11 protein-coding genes and 3 CRISPR repeat arrays are annotated in these 18,056 nt (G+C 51.3%); of the genes, 4 read left to right on the top strand and 7 right to left on the bottom strand.

Annotation, left to right across the window (positions count from 1 at the left end):
- Positions 1 to 469: 469 nt before the first annotated feature.
- Both ACXAF0_RS08210 and ACXAF0_RS08205 read left to right on the top strand, forming a co-directional pair.
- Positions 470 to 2,071 carry a recombinase family protein gene (locus ACXAF0_RS08210; protein WP_475345398.1) on the top strand — a complete coding sequence of 534 codons (1,602 nt, stop codon included), beginning with the start codon at positions 470 to 472 and terminating at the stop codon, positions 2,069 to 2,071.
- A gap of 220 nt (positions 2,072 to 2,291) precedes the next feature.
- Positions 2,292 to 3,650, top strand: coding sequence for a type IV secretory system conjugative DNA transfer family protein (locus ACXAF0_RS08205; RefSeq protein WP_475345397.1), 1,359 nt, complete (start codon positions 2,292 to 2,294; stop codon positions 3,648 to 3,650).
- Between the two features lie 31 nt (positions 3,651 to 3,681).
- On the opposite strand, the gene ACXAF0_RS08200 is transcribed toward ACXAF0_RS08205, so the two are convergent.
- Positions 3,682 to 4,332 (bottom strand): hypothetical protein, encoded by a 651-nt coding sequence (locus ACXAF0_RS08200; RefSeq protein WP_475345396.1) that lies wholly within the window; start codon positions 4,330 to 4,332, stop codon positions 3,682 to 3,684.
- A gap of 87 nt (positions 4,333 to 4,419) precedes the next feature.
- On the opposite strand from ACXAF0_RS08200, the gene ACXAF0_RS08195 reads away from it, so the two are divergent.
- Positions 4,420 to 5,148, top strand: a complete 729-nt coding sequence (locus tag ACXAF0_RS08195) for a Card1-like endonuclease domain-containing protein (RefSeq protein WP_475345395.1) — start codon at positions 4,420 to 4,422, stop codon at positions 5,146 to 5,148.
- 76 nt (positions 5,149 to 5,224) lie between these two features.
- On the opposite strand, the gene ACXAF0_RS08190 is transcribed toward ACXAF0_RS08195, so the two are convergent.
- The gene (locus tag ACXAF0_RS08190; RefSeq protein WP_475345394.1) at positions 5,225 to 6,142 is read right to left on the bottom strand and encodes a hypothetical protein; all 918 of its coding nucleotides are present in this window, start codon (positions 6,140 to 6,142) and stop codon (positions 5,225 to 5,227) included.
- Between the two features lie 181 nt (positions 6,143 to 6,323).
- On the opposite strand from ACXAF0_RS08190, the gene ACXAF0_RS08185 reads away from it, so the two are divergent.
- Entirely contained in the window at positions 6,324 to 6,809 is a 486-nt protein-coding gene (locus tag ACXAF0_RS08185; protein ID WP_475345393.1) for a phage regulatory CII family protein, read from the top strand.
- Positions 6,810 to 6,836: 27 nt separating this feature from the next.
- On the opposite strand, the gene ACXAF0_RS08180 is transcribed toward ACXAF0_RS08185, so the two are convergent.
- The 5 genes from ACXAF0_RS08180 to ACXAF0_RS08160 form a co-directional block, all read right to left on the bottom strand.
- Positions 6,837 to 8,552: a hypothetical protein gene (locus ACXAF0_RS08180; protein WP_475345392.1), complete on the bottom strand. Its 1,716-nt coding sequence runs from the start codon at positions 8,550 to 8,552 to the stop codon at positions 6,837 to 6,839.
- A gap of 82 nt (positions 8,553 to 8,634) precedes the next feature.
- A CRISPR array of direct repeats spans positions 8,635 to 9,016; the repeat unit is 38 nt; unit sequence GGTTCAGTCCGCTGTGAAATGAGCGGTCATGCTGAACA.
- A gap of 165 nt (positions 9,017 to 9,181) precedes the next feature.
- Complete coding sequence (gene cas2, locus ACXAF0_RS08175) at positions 9,182 to 9,472, bottom strand: CRISPR-associated endonuclease Cas2 (RefSeq protein ID WP_475345391.1); 291 nt, start codon at positions 9,470 to 9,472, stop codon at positions 9,182 to 9,184.
- A gap of 18 nt (positions 9,473 to 9,490) precedes the next feature.
- Positions 9,491 to 11,476, bottom strand: a complete 1,986-nt coding sequence (gene cas1, locus ACXAF0_RS08170) for a CRISPR-associated endonuclease Cas1 (protein ID WP_475345390.1) — start codon at positions 11,474 to 11,476, stop codon at positions 9,491 to 9,493.
- 61 nt (positions 11,477 to 11,537) lie between these two features.
- Positions 11,538 to 11,981: a CRISPR direct-repeat array (repeat unit 37 nt; unit sequence GGTTCAGTCCGCTGTGAAATGAGCGGTCGTGCTGAAC).
- Between the two features lie 137 nt (positions 11,982 to 12,118).
- On the bottom strand, positions 12,119 to 16,258 hold the full coding sequence (gene cas13a, locus ACXAF0_RS08165; RefSeq protein WP_475345389.1) for a type VI-A CRISPR-associated RNA-guided ribonuclease Cas13a: 4,140 nt from the start codon (positions 16,256 to 16,258) through the stop codon (positions 12,119 to 12,121).
- A 303-nt stretch (positions 16,259 to 16,561) separates the two neighbouring features.
- Positions 16,562 to 16,875: direct repeats of the CRISPR family, unit length 37 nt; unit sequence GTTCAGCATGACCGCTTATTTCACAGCGGACTGAACC.
- 133 nt (positions 16,876 to 17,008) lie between these two features.
- Positions 17,009 to 18,046: a helix-turn-helix domain-containing protein gene (locus ACXAF0_RS08160; protein WP_475345388.1), complete on the bottom strand. Its 1,038-nt coding sequence runs from the start codon at positions 18,044 to 18,046 to the stop codon at positions 17,009 to 17,011.
- Positions 18,047 to 18,056: the final 10 nt, after the last annotated feature.

Raw genomic sequence — 18,056 nt, 5'->3', positions numbered from 1 at the left:
CGATTTAAAAGCATAACGCACCCGACGGGCTCCGAACCAATTGCACTTCCACTCGATGATTGAGCATCAAAATCTGCTAGGCTTTATAGGCTAGATCGTCGTATTACGCTCAGCCCCTTCCACATTTTCAAATTCTTACAGATACGGCCTAACTGTATAAGCTTCGGTCTTTTGTTGAGCATGGCACCGCCATGCGAATAAGCAGGAAGCCCATTTGGGCTGTTTGGTGGGCCCACCAAACCTATCCTGCCCCCACAACGACAGGTGAAAGTTGTGCCATCTCGTGCACCATCATGCAATCTTTTGCATTTTCGTGCAATCTTATGCACTCTCATGCAATCACATGCAGTGCATTGTATTTACAGCATTTTCTTAAATACCTACCCTTAAGAGAAATCGCTGTTTTACCCTTGCGCATCAGCAATCCCGAAAGGTAATCAATCTGATCCAATCTTCGAGGATACAATCAGTGCATGTAGCAATCTACGCCCGCCACTCAACGGACAAACAGGAAACCAGTACCCAGGATCAGATCCGACGCTGCCGAGAATATTGCAGCGTCAAAGGCTATCAGGTTGCCGACGTGTTTTTTGATGAGGGCATTTCAGGTTCTCACATTGCTAACAGACCTGGGATTGGCGCCCTTCTGGTCGCAGCGCTAAACGGACGATTTGAGGGTGTCGTTGCAGAGGACCTTAGCCGCATCAGCAGAGACCAGGCCGACACTGCCAATTTCTTCAAAAAAATGATGTTCTTGGGCCTTCCTATTGAGACCGTCACAGATGGGGTAATCAACGAGCTGCATATTGGCCTGAAAAGCACTATGAATGCGCTCTATCTCAAGGATCTGTCTGACAAGACCCATCGTGGCGTGATCGCAGCTGTTCTTCGCGGCGGGGTTCCTGGCGGCCAGCTCTACGGCTACGATCTGGTTCATGCTCTTGACGAGTTTGGCGAACCCATTCGAGGAAAGCGCAAGATCAACGACGAGCAAGCTGCAATCATTCGCGAGATATTTGAATATTACGCCGAAGGCAGGAAGCTGAAACATATCTGCGACGATCTAAACCGGCGCGGCATTGATTCCCCCAAAGGCGGGAAATGGGCACCCTCAAGCCTTGTTGGCTCGTTCGTCAGACAAACGGGAATGCTTCGCCAGACGCTCTATAACGGCGTCGTAACCTTCAACAAAATGCAGTACCGCAAACATCCGGAAAACGGAAAACGCCTGTCAATCATGCGTCCGGAAAAGGAATGGATCACAGTCCCAATCCCCGAACTGACCATCATTGACGATGAGACTTTTGCAAAAGTCCAGAAGGCTCTTGATGAACGATCCAGCAAACACCTTCAGCGCAAAATGATACCCACTGTGATGACAGAACAGGAGAAGCGCGAGACATCCATTCGCCGCTCAAAGGAATGGCGTCGCAAACAGACTGTCACGAAGAAGCGTGCCAATGCGGTGTTTGGCGGCAAACTCTATTGCGGGGAGCACAATCAGAAAATCACAGCGACCTATGCAAAGCATTATTCTTGCCCAGTCAAAGGCTGCGCGAACAGGAACCTTCACTATGACGAGATCATCAAGCTAGTGTTAGACGCTGTCGCTGAACTCGACGAGGCAAAGATCATCGAGCATTTCGAGAGCGATGAAATCCAAAAAGTTCGCGCTCATCACGCACGCGAGATTGAACGCCTAACTCAGCATCTCGAAGATCTTCGCGCCAGCATCAACAAGGTTATCGATGCTCTGGGCCCAGATGCACGTTCAACTGAAATACGCGCATTTTTCGACGACAAAGCAGAACAGATCCAACGCACGAAGCTAGATATCGCACATCACAAGCGCGAGCTTGCCGATTGCGCTTTTCCAAAGAAACTCCAAAACATTGTCCACCAACATCAAAACTGCATCGCAAAATTACGAACCTGGTCTCGTGATCCCGAAGCCGTTGCGTCCATGCGTCAGAAAATTCAGTGTTTAGCTATCATAAAATCCCGGGACGAACCTGATAGCTATACTTGCAAAGTGAAGTTCGATTTTCAGATGATTATAAACAATAGCTAAAGGTCGCAGCTGCGGCATGTATTATCGGAGAACAGTTCTCCAACCGAACGCAGTTGTCCTATCATTTCCAGAAACAATTTTGTACATCGGCTCGGTCATCCAGTTGTAAGAGCTCCCTTCCGTAAAATTCGAATTCAAAATCAACTGAGTGTTTTGATTGCCCGATACGCTCCACCAATTCACCTTCGACGGTCCTGTTTGAAACGTTGGAGCGTGTCATATGTTGAGCACAAAATTTTGCCCACCACTTCTCGGAGACTTCATCGGTAAACCGGGCACAGTAGATGGCAAGCTCTCTTGGACACAAAACATCCATGCCGCCCCCGAAGATCACATTACCACAATCGCCTCTACCGGTGCTGGCAAGGGAACCGGGGCAATTATCCCCAACCTGTTACGCAACACGGGACCAGCAGTGGTAATCGACCCCAAGGGCGAGAACTACCTTGTCACCGCACGTGCTCGCGCCCGCATGGGGCACCGGATCGTTTTGCTTGATCCGTTTGACGTCATTTCAAATTTCACACCTGATGCCGTGACCGATCAATTCAATCCGCTTGATGTCTTGCGCAAGGAAAATGACCAACTTGAGGACGACACCGTCGCAATGGCCGACATGCTGGTCACTGGGCGATCAAAAACTGATCCGTTTTGGGACCGCGCCGCCTGTGATTTGATTTCCGGCATCCTTGCATATTTGCGTTTTGATGGCCCCAAATCGTTGCAGACATTGAGAGAGCTTCACAACCTGCTTGGCGATAATTATGGCGGCTTGCGCACCTTCACACAGGAAGAACTTGCAAATCATAGTCCGTTTATCCAGACCAAGATCGGCATGACTGTCGCATCACCGGAAAAGACCCGTGGATCAATCCAGACAGTTGCCCTTTCACATTGCGCGATATTTGCCAGCAAACTGATCGCCCGCGCCACAGCGCGTACAAGCTTTTCGATTGATGACTTTGTCACGGGAAAACCCGTAACGATCTATATCGTCTTTCCACCTGAAAAATTGCGATCCCATACCGCACTTTTGCGTATTTGGCTGGCCAGTCTGATTCAGCTTATTGCCAGGCGCACACGTCCGCCCGAACAACCAACCACACTATTTGTCGATGAAGCAGCCCAACTGGGAACGCTTGATGAAATCCGCACGGCAATCACCCTGATGCGGGGATACGGATTGCGGCTTTGGACTTTCTGGCAGGACCTGTCACAGCTTAAGTCCATTTATCCGACGGACTGGAAATCCATCCTGAACAATAGTGGCGTCATTCAAATTCTTGGACACAATCAGACGTTAGCCTTGAATGAACTGGCATCACTCTGTGATCCTTGGGACGAAGGTTGCTCGCTCCATATTCCACCCGGTGCGCAGTTGCTGTTGTTTCGGGGTGGGCAGTCTCTCAAAGCCAAACAAATCGATTACCGCTACGATCCGTCCTTTGCAGATCTCTATGATCCGAACCCCTTTTATCATGACTGCTCAGACCGGCTGACAAGCCCAGCCCCCACGCCCAACTCCGAAGAAGTGCCCGAGCCGAACCTGCGGCAATCCGGCTCACGACAAAGCAGCTAAAACACCCCGAAATGAAACGCAATTGGGCATTTCAGTCTGGCCAATCCATGTCTTTCATTTTGCGCACCAGCTTGCCAAAATCGGCGGCAACAAACCGTTGCCAGATTGCATGAACATGTTCATCCGGGTGACGCTGCCCAACCGAGAAATCAGAAAAAGATCCAGCACGGACATTCCAGCCAGCGCGGTTCGGAGCAACATAGTCGATAACCTCAACCCATCGCGCGGGTTCGCCGTCACGTACATTCAAAAGAGCTGCCGGACGCCATGTGATTTCTTCTTTTTCCTGCCCGGGGAAACGAACAAGCATCTCCTCGCCAATCACGATCAGATATTCCTGCCCGCCAAAAGTAAACTGTTTACCCACTGAAAAAATCGATTTGCGCCCATCGGGATAGTCGGCCTTTTGATACATCACACCCCAATCCCCGAACGGGAGCATTTGACCCGTCAATCCGCCACCGCAAGCCTCGCGAAACAACTCGTCGCGATAGTTGTTCCCAGATGCTGCGAATGACATCTGGCCCGGATTACGCTGGCAGTAGGTTGCGATACCCGACAGGATGTCACCGACATTGGCCTGAAATCCGTCAAACTTCATGCTGTTCCGTGCCTGTGCATCAAATGCACCAAAAACAACAAAACTGACGATAACCGGCAAACCCACGAGCAACTTCAGCATCCGAACTACAACCAATTCCTTGTTTAAGTTGCAAAAACCAACCACTATTACTTCTCCACTTTTCCTCAGAAAATCAAAGCCCTTTTCATGTCCACATCAATCAAACGTTTGTTGGCCGAACGCGAAACTTTCCCGGATGGCGATGTCCGAAGTCACGAAGACCTGCAATCACGCCACAAGGTCGCACGCTTCATTGCCGAGAATTATCGCGACTTCGAACCGCTGCGCCTTCATCTTGCCGGCAACCGCCATAGCTTTGATCCCAGGACTGAAAAGCAACGGCAAATGCTGTCATTCATGTGTGATCGCAATCTTGTTCAAAAAACAGGCGAGAGCATTTACGAAGCCGTCGACCTTGATGCGCGCGGTTTCTTTTCCGGCCGCTGGCTTGAGGAATATGCCTATTTCGCTGCGTTGGCCGCCGGATTTGACGAGGTTGAAACCGGCCGCAAAGTACGCTGGCGGGTTGGCGCGGACGAAGGTTTTAATGAAATCGATCTGATTGCCCGCAAGGATGACCGCCTGTTGTTTGTTTCGTGCAAGGCAATCAAATCCGATATAGACAAGGCCAAGCCCGTGCGTGACCGGCTCATCACTTATCTGCATGAAGCCGACAATATCGTCGATCATTTCGGTGGCCCGAATGATCGTGTTGCCCTGTTTTGCACCACCGACCTTTATGACGAATATCAAACAGACAAAAGCCGCTTTCCACCCTTAACTGGTAAAGCCCGCGTGCTGGATGTTGACATCTTCTCGCTTGAAGACCTGGCATGGAACGATATCGTCCCGTGCTTTCGCCGCACACTGGCCTGAATGACGATTACCTTAAACACCCTGTCAGCCACGCCTGGCGCATGACAGGGTGCATTCAGAGCCCGGCAAGCAGAAACTATTGCACTGTCAGGAACAAGCCCGATAGCTCCTGCTCAAGCACGTCCGACCCTGCCCAAAGCATCTTGTTGGCACTGCCCGCCTGCCTGATGGCAACCACCAGCGTTTCACGCGCCTTGGGCCAACTCAAGGCCTGGGCCTGCATAAGATGCCGCGCAATCCCCGCCGATTTGTCCGCTCCGTTCGGGCCGACTACCTCGGTATGCGGATGGCTGCAAAGAATGCAAAACTCGATACGTGACAAGGTCTTTTCATCAATCAGCCCGAAATGAAATGACAGGGACGCAACCCGCAACATCGTGCGCATTTGCGGTGACAAATCCCCAAGCGTCAATCGGAACTGGCACAACGGAATGGCCCCTTTGACCGCGCCGTTGCGATATCCCGTGGCCGCCGCATTGGCAATCGTTGCACCGGCAATCATCCCCGATGCCGCCCCGCGCGTTGCCATGGTTGCCGCAACACCCGCCACCATATGGCTTTTTTCCTTGAAACCCTTCATAGCCTGCCCGGCCGAAATCCCGGCAACCGCCAGAATTTCCTTGCCACTGACCGTGATGATTGCCATCGGATCGGCGAAATGGCCGATCAAGGCAGTCGTCCTGCGATTAAACCGCCGGGTACGGATGGCATGCTCAATTTCGGGACTGTCAACAAAGGCCTTCAAAACGTCGATATCGGTCTCGGCCGGTGCGGGGAAGGCGGGCAGGTTTGCTTTCTCGGCCTCAGACGCCGCTGCCAGTTCGGTGTGGATCTTGCTGATCTGTTCCCGATAACTTGCCAGAACCTGCTGATGCGCAGCCTCCTTGCGTTTCGCTTCACGTTCTTGAGCCTGTCGAGCAAGTTGTTCACGTTTTTGGGCGATGTGCTGACCGGCACCCGACACCAGACGCCGCAAAAGGGATTTGTTTTCCATCATAGCTCCCCTGACAGATTGGAAAGCCTGATTCTGTGATCCGGCACAACAACCGTCATTCAAACTGATAAACGTTTTTTGAAAGCTGAATTTGCAGTAACACACCGAAAAACAATTGAATTTCTTATTTTTGCGCTGAAAGATAAACCCGACGACAAATTCCAAATGGGGCAATCAATCGATGATAGGTGATCGCGGGGAGGAGTTCTCTCAACTGGTGGGGCGCGTGCTTGGGGAAACGCGCGACGGTATTCAAAACGCCGCCGATAGCTTTAAAACCAGCTATCAGACTTTTTACTCCCGGCTTGCCCGCGGCCGGGTCGTCTTTAGTGCCGATGAAATTCGCAGGCTGATTTCCATCACCCAACGCCGGGAACTGGTGGACTATCTCTTGGCAGATACCGGATTTTTGGCCGTAAGACGTATTTCAGCAGACGTAAACGCTGAAACCGATACTTCCCCGTCTTACGCGACACATGATCAAATCCAGCAAGGGGCAAAAAGCAACATCTATGTCGCAACAGAAATTCTGCAGGAAGTAGACAAAGCGCTGACGGACCGGAAAATTGATCATCGGGACAAGGCAAGGATACTTGAAGATGTTCACAAGGCCGAAGTCGCTCTTGCCAGTCTGCGTGAGCATCTTAGCAAACCGACAAGACCCTGACAAAACGCGCAGAGCTGACCGACCCGTTCAGACCACAATCTTTCTTTTGTGAAACGCAAACCACGTTGCACCAATGGTAATGGCTGCGGCCACTGCAAGCGCACCCAGTTCCCAGATGTCAAAGCCACTTTCGCGCATATCAAACACAGCAGTCACAATCTCCAGGACTAAAATCCCGGTGATCACACCGCTCCCCACAATCGGCACCCACCAGAACCAGCGATCAAACCGATGCTGACGCGCTTGGCTTCGCATAGATACCAATGCCTGAATGCGCATCGACATGTCCGCGAGATCCGCGCTCAAGTGCTTTTCAAGTTCATCAAGCCCCAATGCCAATCGCTGCGCCATGGAGAACCGGTTATGCATGCTGACCGGGCTGATCTGATGAAACCGGAAACGACTGTTAAGCAACGTCACGTCATCCTGCATTTTGTCCCAGGCTTGTAGGACTGATTTTTCGTCCTCTATCGCGTCGTGGGCTGACACCGTGCCGGTGACAACATCCAGCTCACGCGCTTCATCGCCCTTTTTCACCGCGAGTGTCAGAAGATCGAGCGATCTGGCATGCTGATGCACATTCAGGACCGATATCGGCAGATAGTTTTTTTCCAAGGTTGCCTGACGAAAGTCGCTCAAGAATGGTATTTTTTCTCCATTCTTGAAGGGATCAACAATCGAAGCGCCGCCTTCCCGAGACAAAATGTGTACAACATTGTCAAAGTCCGCGACCTCGTGAAGCCCATCCGCGTCAGCACTGAGCGCATAGTCATCTGTATATTGTCGCGCAAGCTTTTTGCTGAACTCTTCGAGTAAACCGCGCGCCTGTCCGGTACTTTTTTGAGAAATCATCGCAAATGCGTGCGTATAGGTCCGCATACTCCGGGCCGCACGGCCTCGTGGACCTCGCACGATCCGGTTTACAAACCCGCCAAGCGTAAATTCATCCATTCCATCAAGCAAAACCGGCGCGGATATATCGACCATTTGATCGCCCTCCATGCCCGAAACTCCCCTCGATCTCTTCGCTTGCAGAATGGATGGGGGATGCTCAATCCAGCCGAGTTTGGCAAAACGACCCGCATGGCTCACCAATTCTGCCAATAATGGCGATGGCAAATCACGCCCAGCTGGCATGCGCGCCTTCAGTGATAGCTGGCAAACTACCCGACCAGTCGCAAACTGATAAAGATCGAACTCTGCAATTTCGATTGGGACAACAAATGCGTCTTTTCCCATTGCGCCATCCGGCTTGCGAGCAGGGATAAGAAACTCCGTTGGCATGTCGTCCTCGGCCAACGCTTTCTCAAATCTTTTACGCGCAGCACCGGACAAAACCATTGCCAACTGATACCTGAAACGTTCCTCGGCGGGGACGTCCTTTTCATACAGAACCCCACGCGCCAGAAAGTTCTCAAACTGTTCGGAAAGCGTATAAACCCGGCAAAGGTTTGGCGTTTCACCAGAAATCACACCGCGAACCGGTGCATACAAGTCGCCCCCGCAAGGCTTGGACGACTCGCGCAGCAGGTTTACGTCCGCAAAGTGCGATTTCGCTGCAGGTCGGCATTTTTCCGGTAACCACACCTGGGTGGGCTCATCCATGCCGTACCCTGGATTGGCGCTCGTTCCGCCAATGACAGGTTGCTTGGTCAAGCCCGCAAAATTTGCCCCCGGTGTCTCACCTGCCTCAAGCAAAAGGCTGTGCAGGCAATAGACCCGATGGTCCTGCAGTTCAAACATGGTTTCCCCAAAGCCCTGAAATCAAAGAATTAGATTATCGCCTTCCCCCTCCGACAACAAGTCGAAGCTTCAAGGCAATGAAGTCGTACTCCGCTGTGAAATGAGCGGTCATGCTGAACAGATACTTATTCATCTTGGCGCATCCGCAGGTTCAGTCCGCTGTGAAATGAGCGGTCATGCTGAACACTTGTATACTACCTAAACCTTGTTGATTGAGGGTTCAGTCCGCTGTGAAATGAGCGGTCATGCTGAACAAGATTGTGTACAAGTTATCAATAATCTTGGTTCAGTCCGCTGTGAAATGAGCGGTCATGCTGAACAGAAAAGATAGAGAACCATCTAGACTATCGGTTCAGTCCGCTGTGAAATGAGCGGTCATGCTGAACAAGTTACACTTTTGAAAAAAAGAAGAACCATCTATGCATCGGTTCAGTCCGCTGTGAAATGAGCGGTCATGCTGAACTGAGCTCTTGTAACCCATTGATTTCGTTTTGTCCAAAGACTGTTTTTCTGAACCTGATGGCAAAATGCATGATTTTAGCACCGGCACCGGGCATTTCCCTTGCCGGAAGCGCATAATTAAATTTTAAAATCAATGCACTACAGAAAATCTGAACCTGATTTGACATTTACATCAACCAATACCCGGTTTCTGTTTCGATCGGAATACCTGCTCCTCGCACGTCACAATGGCGCTCGCCAGTCTGGCCGATGGTATAAACGCGCAAACTGTCCGGGCCTTCCAGAAAAGGCTCCAGACTGTCGACAAGCCTAGCAAGAGCACCATCTGACAATCTTGTTTCAAACACGGAATACTGAACGCGTGATGCCTTGTCTTCCAGAAGTCTGGCGATTTTTCGTCGGCGCTTCTTGCACGAAATGTCGTAACACAGAATGCGTAAACGGTTTGATCGTGACATGGCAGGTAGTTCCCCTGTTCAGGCTTCCATCAGATAGGGCGTGAAAAGTTCCGGATCATCTGCCCGAACGGCATGGCCAAGATTTTGCGCCTGCCATTTCATCATGGCGCGCCATGACAACCGGCCCTTCCCGTCGGGGCATTTCACCCGGCGCGCGACAGAGGTTTCATAATGCTTGATGATCGCATTGCGACCATCGCCCGAGATATTCATATTCCCATTGCCAACTTTCTCGAACATTTGCGGGGTCAGGCGACGCGCGTTGAACAAATACACAACCGATCCTTCTGCCAGTGGTGCACGGAACGGTTCCATCAAATCATAAACCAACCCGTCATGACGATCCTTGCTGGCGTGAAGAAATCCAAAACCGGGATGCAAGTTTGCCGACTGAATTGCGGCACGAATATCGCGCTCCAGAATACCGGTCAGATAGTTCAAAACCGCGTTGACCGGATCACGCGCCGGACGAGAACGGGTAAACCGCCCGGCTGGCAAAATGTCCCTATCTGCCAGCAACATCATCAATGCAGGCCAGTAAAGGGCTGTTGCACTGCCTTCGACACCACGAAACTGCTCGATCGAGGTATGACTGGGGATTTTGCGCAATGCCAGTTGCATTTTGTCCAACGCTTCCGTTACGTCGGGATGCTGGTGCTTTCGGTTCAGGCGCGATAGCTGCGTTCTTTGATTGCGAATGCGCCGATCAACCAGTTTTGCGGCGATTGCGGTGCGAAAACCGTCATCAAGCACCGAACGCGCTTGCGCCATTTGCAATCCGGCGTGCCGTCCCGGTCCGGCTGAAACGTAACCAGCACCTTGTCCCATCGCATCAATCAAGGCCAGTTCGATCCCTGATCTCAGCGCCAAATCGATCGGTGCCCGATCAAACCGCACATCTGTCCCGATTTCAATACGCCCGACGCGACGATGCGGGATGGCAACCAGTTCTGATCCATCCGCCCTTGTAACCGCAAAGCTTTGGTTCCGCACACCAAGTCGATGCTCCGGGTCAATGACGTACAAGACACGTTTTCCGGGATCGTACCGCGAACCTTTGTCTTCAAGCACGATGATGCCGTCATCGGTCACTTCTGATTTAACGGGTTTCCCGGTATCGAATGCCGGTTCTTCACGCTGCTCCTTGACCGACAACGAACGCACGAACAGATAGCCGATGAAATCGAACCCCTTGTCGAAATTGACAATCCGGGTCCCGTCTTCGTGTAATTTCAAGCGATGTTCATCAAGAACACGCACACAATGTTCCAATGCCTTTTGGGCGCGCCTGCGCGATTTGCACAAGATCACGAAATCATCGGCAAAGCGCACGATCTTGACACCGAGTTGATCGATCTCCTCGTCGAGTGCGTCAAGGTAAAGGTTGGCAAGGATCGGGGATAAGGGGGATCCTTGTACCAACCCGGTGCCTGGCGTGCCAAGGGCACGGGCCTGATCTTCAAGGATTTGCGAAACCAACGCACAAACGGCCGCCGAACCATCCAAAGGCGAAATAATGTCACCCAACTTTTCAAGCAAGATTTCCTGATCGACATTGTCAAAATAGCTGACGATATCGGCCTCAATCACTGTGTTATAGCCCTGCTTGCGCCAACGTTCGATGCATTCGACCGCATGCACGACCCCGCGTCCGGGGCGATAGGCAAACGACCCGTCTTCAAAAAGCGGCTCAAGGATCGGCAGCAACATCGTCGCGATTGCGGTATGGACAACACGGTCGCGGATTGACGGGATGGTCAAGATCCGATAGCCGGGCTTGCGTTTTGGAATGGCCACACGCTTGAACGGGCGCGACCGATATGATCGCCCAAGCAATTCCACGCGCAACTGTGTCAGATTGGCAAACAGATCATTGCCAAATTCCTGCGAACTGACGCCGTCGCCACCCGCACTCCCGCCATTCGCCAGCACTTTGTGCCAAGCGGCCTGCAAGGCTTCCGCCGATGTCACGCGCCCCCAGATTTCCGGTTGAGTTTGCGCCATAGGCTTATCCCCCGATCAAACTTCTGACTGCGTATTGAAAACAGAGCTACTGGAATTTGGAGGTTCAGTGCGCTGTTAAATAAGCGCTCATGCTGAACAGACAAACATCTTTACTTACCGAAAACAAAGGGTTCAGTCCGCTGTGAAATGAGCGGTCGTGCTGAACAACAGTTTTAAAAGACACATCATAGATTCCGTGGTTCAGTCCGCTGTGAAATGAGCGGTCGTGCTGAACTCAACTGTTAAGTTAGGACTACGCACATGGGTTCAGTCCGCTGTGAAATGAGCGGTCGTGCTGAACGTAAGTTTGTAGAAATATCAGGAGGCAACGATGGGTTCAGTCCGCTGTGAAATGAGCGGTCGTGCTGAACAAGATATTCGTCTCATCTCAATGACCTTGGTTCAGTCCGCTGTGAAATGAGCGGTCGTGCTGAACACTTATTGACTAAAGGAGGGCGCAAAATGCGTGGTTCAGTCCGCTGTGAAATGAGCGGTCGTGCTGAACTTACCTCTTGTAACCCACTGATTTCGTTTTGTCCAAAGACTGTTCTTCTGAACCTGATTGGATTTTTGGCATTTCAACCCCTCGGCAACGCAAAAATGGCAGCCGGAGCTGCCATTTTCATCATGATAATCAGTTAGTTACTTAACATCTGAACCTAATTCGGGGTATGTAACCTTGCGCAGGCAATCGGGAATGGCATCCCCGTATTGGCGCCAGACGGCCTCGGGATAAGTCAACCTGCCCTTGCGCTTTTTGTCTGCCGCGGGGCCAACCTGTGCCCGATAACCACCAGCATCAAATTCAAACAACGCTTTGACCATTGATGTATAGCGGACCGATGCCTGCGGGATCAGGAAGGTTACGTCCGTGTCCTCACTCGCCCGAACTGTTGCCAGGTGCGTTTCGCATTTGGGGTAGATGCGGGCGTTGCGCAAACGATCCTCATGCAATTGCCAATCCAAAATCAAACCTTCATCGGCGATAATGTCTTTGATCGCCCTTGCAACGGCGTTTTTAAGCTTCCGGTCGTAGGATAAAAGCGACCTTACCGCATTCACAGCATAATTCAGGTTAAGCCGCGCTTTTTTGCTACTTAGAATATTGAAATGGGCAAAGTCATTTCGAACCTGAGATTTAAGTGACTGATAGGACTCACGGTTGCGTTGCGGCCTGCCAGTATTGCGCTGCATGTGTCCTGCTTTTTTGCGCCGTTTATCGGCTGCAACATCACGGGGATTTTCAGCCTCCAACTTACCGAAATACCGGTTGAATTGCGCACGATAGCCTTCCGGCAGCAGGGATTGAAGCTGGTAGTGGTTGCGTAAAGCAAAGCCATTCCCCCAAAGCGGAACAAATCCGGCTTCAAGATCGGATTTGAGTTGCTCAAGCGCGCGCTTGCCAAGTTTCACATCGAAGCGTTCAAGGTCATCAAGAACGCGGTTCTCGAAGATCTGCCGACTTTCATCGTCGAGAACAATTCCGACCCGCTGATCGCGCACATCGATCTCGAACAGATCGTTCCGATCCGTAAATACGCGATAGAGCATGCCAAGCATCAAACAATGCTGGTCCCGCTCCCAGGTTAGGGTAAAGTCCGTCAATCGTCCGACGACTTTCAAAAGCAAGTGGTGCAAACGTGCATGCTCGGTCAAACGTGCGCCCGCTGCCTGGAACTGATAAAGCGCTGTTTGGCTGGCAAGATCGCGATATGTGCCGCACAATTCCTTAAATTGTGGGGTGTCGGTCTTTCGGGCATCGACGGCGGCGAAAATCTGATCGCGCAGGTTATTGCGTTTTTCAAACAGCTTCTTGGTGTCATCACGCAAAAGCGACGCAAACGTATCAACCTCTTCGCGGGTGATCTTGTGGCGGTCAAAAACCTTTTTCAGGACACCCAGATCGCCAAATCGCAGAATTTGGCGCAATCCACGACGCGTTCCGGGGAACGACATATGATGGGTTTCGTTCTCCTCGGAATAGATTTGGGCGAACTGATCGGCATCCTCGTAAAATGACGTATCCGCACCAAGCCTGGCCACATGTTCCTTGCCACTGAAACCGGCTGATTGAACCGCAGTATAAAGGCCCATCAATTCATCAATATCATCAAGCAGGGCGACAAGCCCGGCCGGTGTTTCGCCCGCACTTTTACCCTCTAGCACAAGCGTTTTGCGGAACTGGTAGCGCAGCAAGGAGATCTCGTCGCTTGGCACCAGATAAAGCCAGCCATAGAACTGCGCCTTCCAAGGGCCATCACTCTTGCCTTCGGCTTCGCCCAGATCGCCAGTCATCAAAGGCTGGGGGTTTTCATCTTCTGGCAACAGATCCTTGACGCGCCAGATCCAATCAAGGTTCTGTTCAACCAGATAGGTTCCGAAAAGATCACCAAACAGATCCAGTTTAAACCGGTTGAGAATATCTGAACGATCCTTCTGGACACCCGCGTTGGCACGATAACTCTGGTTTTCACGCTCTTGCACGCTGCTTCGCGAAAGAAGCGTCGCGAAAAGTTCGTTCAGGCTTGCGGCTTTCTCAAGCTGCATTTCATCAAGAATGCTTTCCGCTGTGAAATAGAATGCCTTTTCCTTCGCCCGTGTAACACGGTCATGCTGTGCTTTGAGCACACGCTGCACCGTTTTCCCGACAAATGCCTTGTCCGCGTCCTCACGATCATTAAGCCATGCCTGGAACCCGGCACCATAAAGCATCCGCAAGACACCAATCTTAAAATGGTTGGGGCCGCGATTTGTCATGGCAATGTTATCAAGATCAAGCTTGGCAAAACCGGCCAGATGTTTTTCCGGCTGGGTCACATTGCCGTCGCGGTCTTTTAGAGGCTTGCCGGTTTCGTGCGCACGGCGGATAACCGACATAAACTTTGGCGCGATCAGGTCATGACCTGGAACCGGACGAATGTTTCCGAGTAATGCTTCAAGGTTTTCCTCGGAAACATACCGGCGTACTTCCAGACGGTTCAGGTCATCAAGCAGCACGTTGGCCTGCAACTTGCGATCAAATGCAAGCAGTTCACCAAGCTTCCCAAGAACGCGGTCGCTGACATCTGCTCCGCGCCGGTTGACCATGGCTATCGGACGGTCGCTGTTCATCGGTTTCAGAACCCCGCCTGACAGCACGCTGACCAGTCGATCCTTGGTGTTGAAATGGTTGCAGCGGTTGCGCAATTCGGCTGCAAGACGCAAAAAGGCCCACTGCATTTCAACTTTATCCGCATCAGGAATATCAGCGAAAATCGCGGCCCGGCTTTTGCCATCGTTGTTGGCAACCTCTTTATCGCCAAACACCAATGGCAGGTGGGCATTGAACTGTTCTATATTGAACCGCTCCCCGCATAAAACAGCCCCGACATTGGCACTGGCTATATCTTCGTTCTCGAACCCGCCTTTGCTTGTCACCGAGACGGTGTTTTGCGGATCCACCCAGGCCTTGAGTGTACGAAGTGACATTGCAACAGAGTTCCGCCATACGCGGGTAAATGCTTCGTTGCGCTTGATCTCGCTTTGACCATCGCTGGTCGCGAAATAATTCATACGCTCTTCAAACACTTTTTGCGGATCGGACGTATCGGTGGGCAGATTGCTGGCATGCACCACCATTTTGCCCAGACGGATCAGCTTGCTGATATCGGCATTGCGGTCTTTTGCCACAAGCACATTACAGAGCCGGTTGCTGTTTTCGGGCAATACCTTTTCCAAGATTTCGCTTGCAACTGGTTCGTCTGCCACTGCGTTATCGTTATGCGCATCCCGAAAAGCACGCCGGAACCGTTCACTGCGCAGGGTCTTTTGATAAAATTGCCGGACCTTGTTGTGCAGCTTCCAAAGTTCCCGGCGGGTTTCATCATCCTCCGCATAGGCATCAAGCAACGGCTTGAAATGATCAAACAACATGCTGCCCACACGCCGGGCATCGAAGGACGCTCTCTGATTGGTTTCACGTGTGATCGCATCAAATATTTTGGCCGCGATATCGCTTTCGAAATAGGGCACGAGAATATCCAGTTCTCGCGGCAGGACTTTATTTGCAGATCGCAGGGTCCGTGGATCGTTCGCACTCTTGGCAATGCTGGCACCACGCCTTGCGATCAACCCGCACCCAGTGGGCTCAACCTTTCCGGTTTCGGTGTTCAGTTTCTCACGGACTTTACCCTTGATGGTCAATTCCTGAACAAACAGATGATCAAAAATCGCATCCGCAGTCGCGGCGTAATCGGGTTTGCCGCCTTTCTCATCCCAAAACACGTTATGCCAACGCCCGTTGGCATCTTCACGCGTAACACGGGGATCCCCGAAATCGACGATAAACTTGGCATTCATATCGGTTTGCGGCGAATTCGTGTCGCATTGCTTGCGCGCATAGGGGTGGACTTTCCAGTCCCAACTTGCCGCAAACTGCTTGAACGCCTCTTGCCCGTCAGGCAGGGACGCAATGCCATCCTTGCACCGATCTGACAAGCGCCGCCAAAGTTCTGCTGCAAGAAACGTGCGATCAACATAAGTTTGCAGCGCACATTTGCGCAGCGATCCGGGTTTGCGAATAATCTTGTCCAGAACCGAAACCGTCTGGCGCAGCACCAGCGCATAATCTTCACCGACAAAATCAGCCAGTTTCTCCGGTTCGACCCGCAGTTCTTCTCTGAATGCGTTGGGCGTCAGGGCATTTTCACCCTTTAACGCCAATCCACGTGCAAGCGTGCCGCTATCCTGACCGACTTTTCCCGCCTCGGTATAACTCAATCCTTTGGAACGCAATATCTTCATTAACCCCTCCTGCTATGGCGTTGAAAATATTAATTTCCATACATCCTATGGTTCAACAGTTTTATATTCAAAAAACCGAAAATTGTTTGATGGCACCTCTACCGCGCTACCACCCAAAACGGGCGAATAAATGAAAAAGCTGAAATCAGGTTCAGATTTACAATATGCAATTGATATCGTTGTATAATATCAATCCATCCACACCAGCATGCCATCAAAACGGACGTCGGAAAGTGAATTTTGTAGTCTGGTTCAGAAATGCAGTGTTTGGACAAAATGAAATCAATAGGTTACAAGAGCTAAGTTCAGCATGACCGCTTATTTCACAGCGGACTGAACCCAAGGTCTGTAACGGTAAGGTGAAGATATTAAGTATGTTCAGCATGACCGCTTATTTCACAGCGGACTGAACCCATGCGTGCCTCCATCGGGTGAGCAGTGGTTTGTTCAGCATGACCGCTTATTTCACAGCGGACTGAACCTGTGATTCGTCAAAATTGAATAAATTCAAGGTTCAGCATGACCGCTTATTTCACAGCGGACTGAACCCCTCTCTTGTCTGTCTGAATAAAGAATATGTGTTCAGCATGACCGCTCATTTCACAGCGGACTGAACCCGACTCAAGACACCGTAAAAGCATTGAGTTGCTTAAAAACACGTGTGCGGATCAGTATCCAAAACGAGGATTCATGGGGCGATAAAATTGCGATCCGTTCTGACAGCAAGACGTCCGAAGGCTTGGACTGCAACTATCTACCGACATAGGATACATCAACTGCGATAAGTCCTCGTTGGGCTGCATGCCTTCTGATGTCTGCCATTAAATGATTCTGCACCATGTCTTGCACGCATCGAGTTTGCGCGCCCAAGTTCAACGTCTGACCGGTTATCGATGCCTTGATTTTCGTCAGCCATGCCGCTGGTCGATGGCAGCCCGGGAGTTCCCCCGCAGAAATCACCCGGCATATCTCCCGCCATGCATCTGGTGCGTCTTCGTTAAAAACCTGCGGCAATTGAGAAGGCTCTTGCGCCGATGATTCGCTGGCCTCCAGATCGTCCAGAGCATCAAGAAGCATCAGACGAGAAGGTCTTTTTCCCTTCTGTCGTAAACCTTCAAGCTCATGCCTGACCGCATCAATGCCAACACGATCAATTGCTTCATTCACCCGCAAACACGCATTCGCCAGTGTCCATGGTTCGGCACAAAGCCGCTGCCACTCCCTGGCTAAAATCAAACATTGATCATCGACGGCAGGAAGGACGGTAGCGCCGGTTCCAGAAACGGAATTTGCCTGTTCCTTTTCATCCGTGTTTTCTTCTTTATCCGTGTTCTTCTTATTGGAACCGGCATCACGTGCCGGTTTAACACCGGAATCTGATGCCGGTATGATGGAACCAGATGCCGGTTTAGAGCCAAGACCGATCAACTGATAAGCATTGCGATTACGAAGTCTGCCAACCGCCCGGTTCAGTTTGGCCACCAATCCAAGCTCGGCCAAACGCTTGAGTGCTTGACGCACCTTACGATCAGACAGTTTTGCCTCACTGGCAATCGTTTCAATCTTGGGGAAGCATGCCTGCGTGCGATCATTAACGTGAGACGCCAGAACGATGGCAACACAGATTTCGGAAGTCGACAAATCAGGATGATGAAGGATCTGTGTCTGCACCCAATGCCAACGCGCAACGGCAGACGTTCCGACCAGTACAGATTGTTCTGCAACCGCTCCGGTTTGCGCTAGGGAATATGAAAAAGTCATACGTGGTATCGGCCAGAGTTCAAGCACCGCATTTGTT

This window comes from Thalassospira sp. ABD4_177, from assembly GCF_056160125.1.
Note: the sequence above shows the minus strand (reverse complement) of the source record. Positions and strands in the feature narration are given on the sequence as shown.

Bases quoted from the DNA above. Each gene is read 5' to 3' on its own strand.
- ACXAF0_RS08205 (WP_475345397.1), top strand. From the start codon at position 2,292: ATGTTGAGCACAAAATTTTGCCCACCACTTCTCGGAGACTTCATCGGT.
- ACXAF0_RS08200 (WP_475345396.1), bottom strand. From the start codon at position 4,332: ATGCTGAAGTTGCTCGTGGGTTTGCCGGTTATCGTCAGTTTTGTTGTT.
- ACXAF0_RS08195 (WP_475345395.1), top strand. From the start codon at position 4,420: ATGTCCACATCAATCAAACGTTTGTTGGCCGAACGCGAAACTTTCCCG.
- ACXAF0_RS08190 (WP_475345394.1), bottom strand. From the start codon at position 6,142: ATGGAAAACAAATCCCTTTTGCGGCGTCTGGTGTCGGGTGCCGGTCAG.
- ACXAF0_RS08185 (WP_475345393.1), top strand. From the start codon at position 6,324: ATGATAGGTGATCGCGGGGAGGAGTTCTCTCAACTGGTGGGGCGCGTG.
- ACXAF0_RS08180 (WP_475345392.1), bottom strand. From the start codon at position 8,552: ATGTTTGAACTGCAGGACCATCGGGTCTATTGCCTGCACAGCCTTTTG.
- cas2 (WP_475345391.1), bottom strand. From the start codon at position 9,472: ATGTCACGATCAAACCGTTTACGCATTCTGTGTTACGACATTTCGTGC.
- cas1 (WP_475345390.1), bottom strand. From the start codon at position 11,476: ATGGCGCAAACTCAACCGGAAATCTGGGGGCGCGTGACATCGGCGGAA.
- cas13a (WP_475345389.1), bottom strand. From the start codon at position 16,258: ATGAAGATATTGCGTTCCAAAGGATTGAGTTATACCGAGGCGGGAAAA.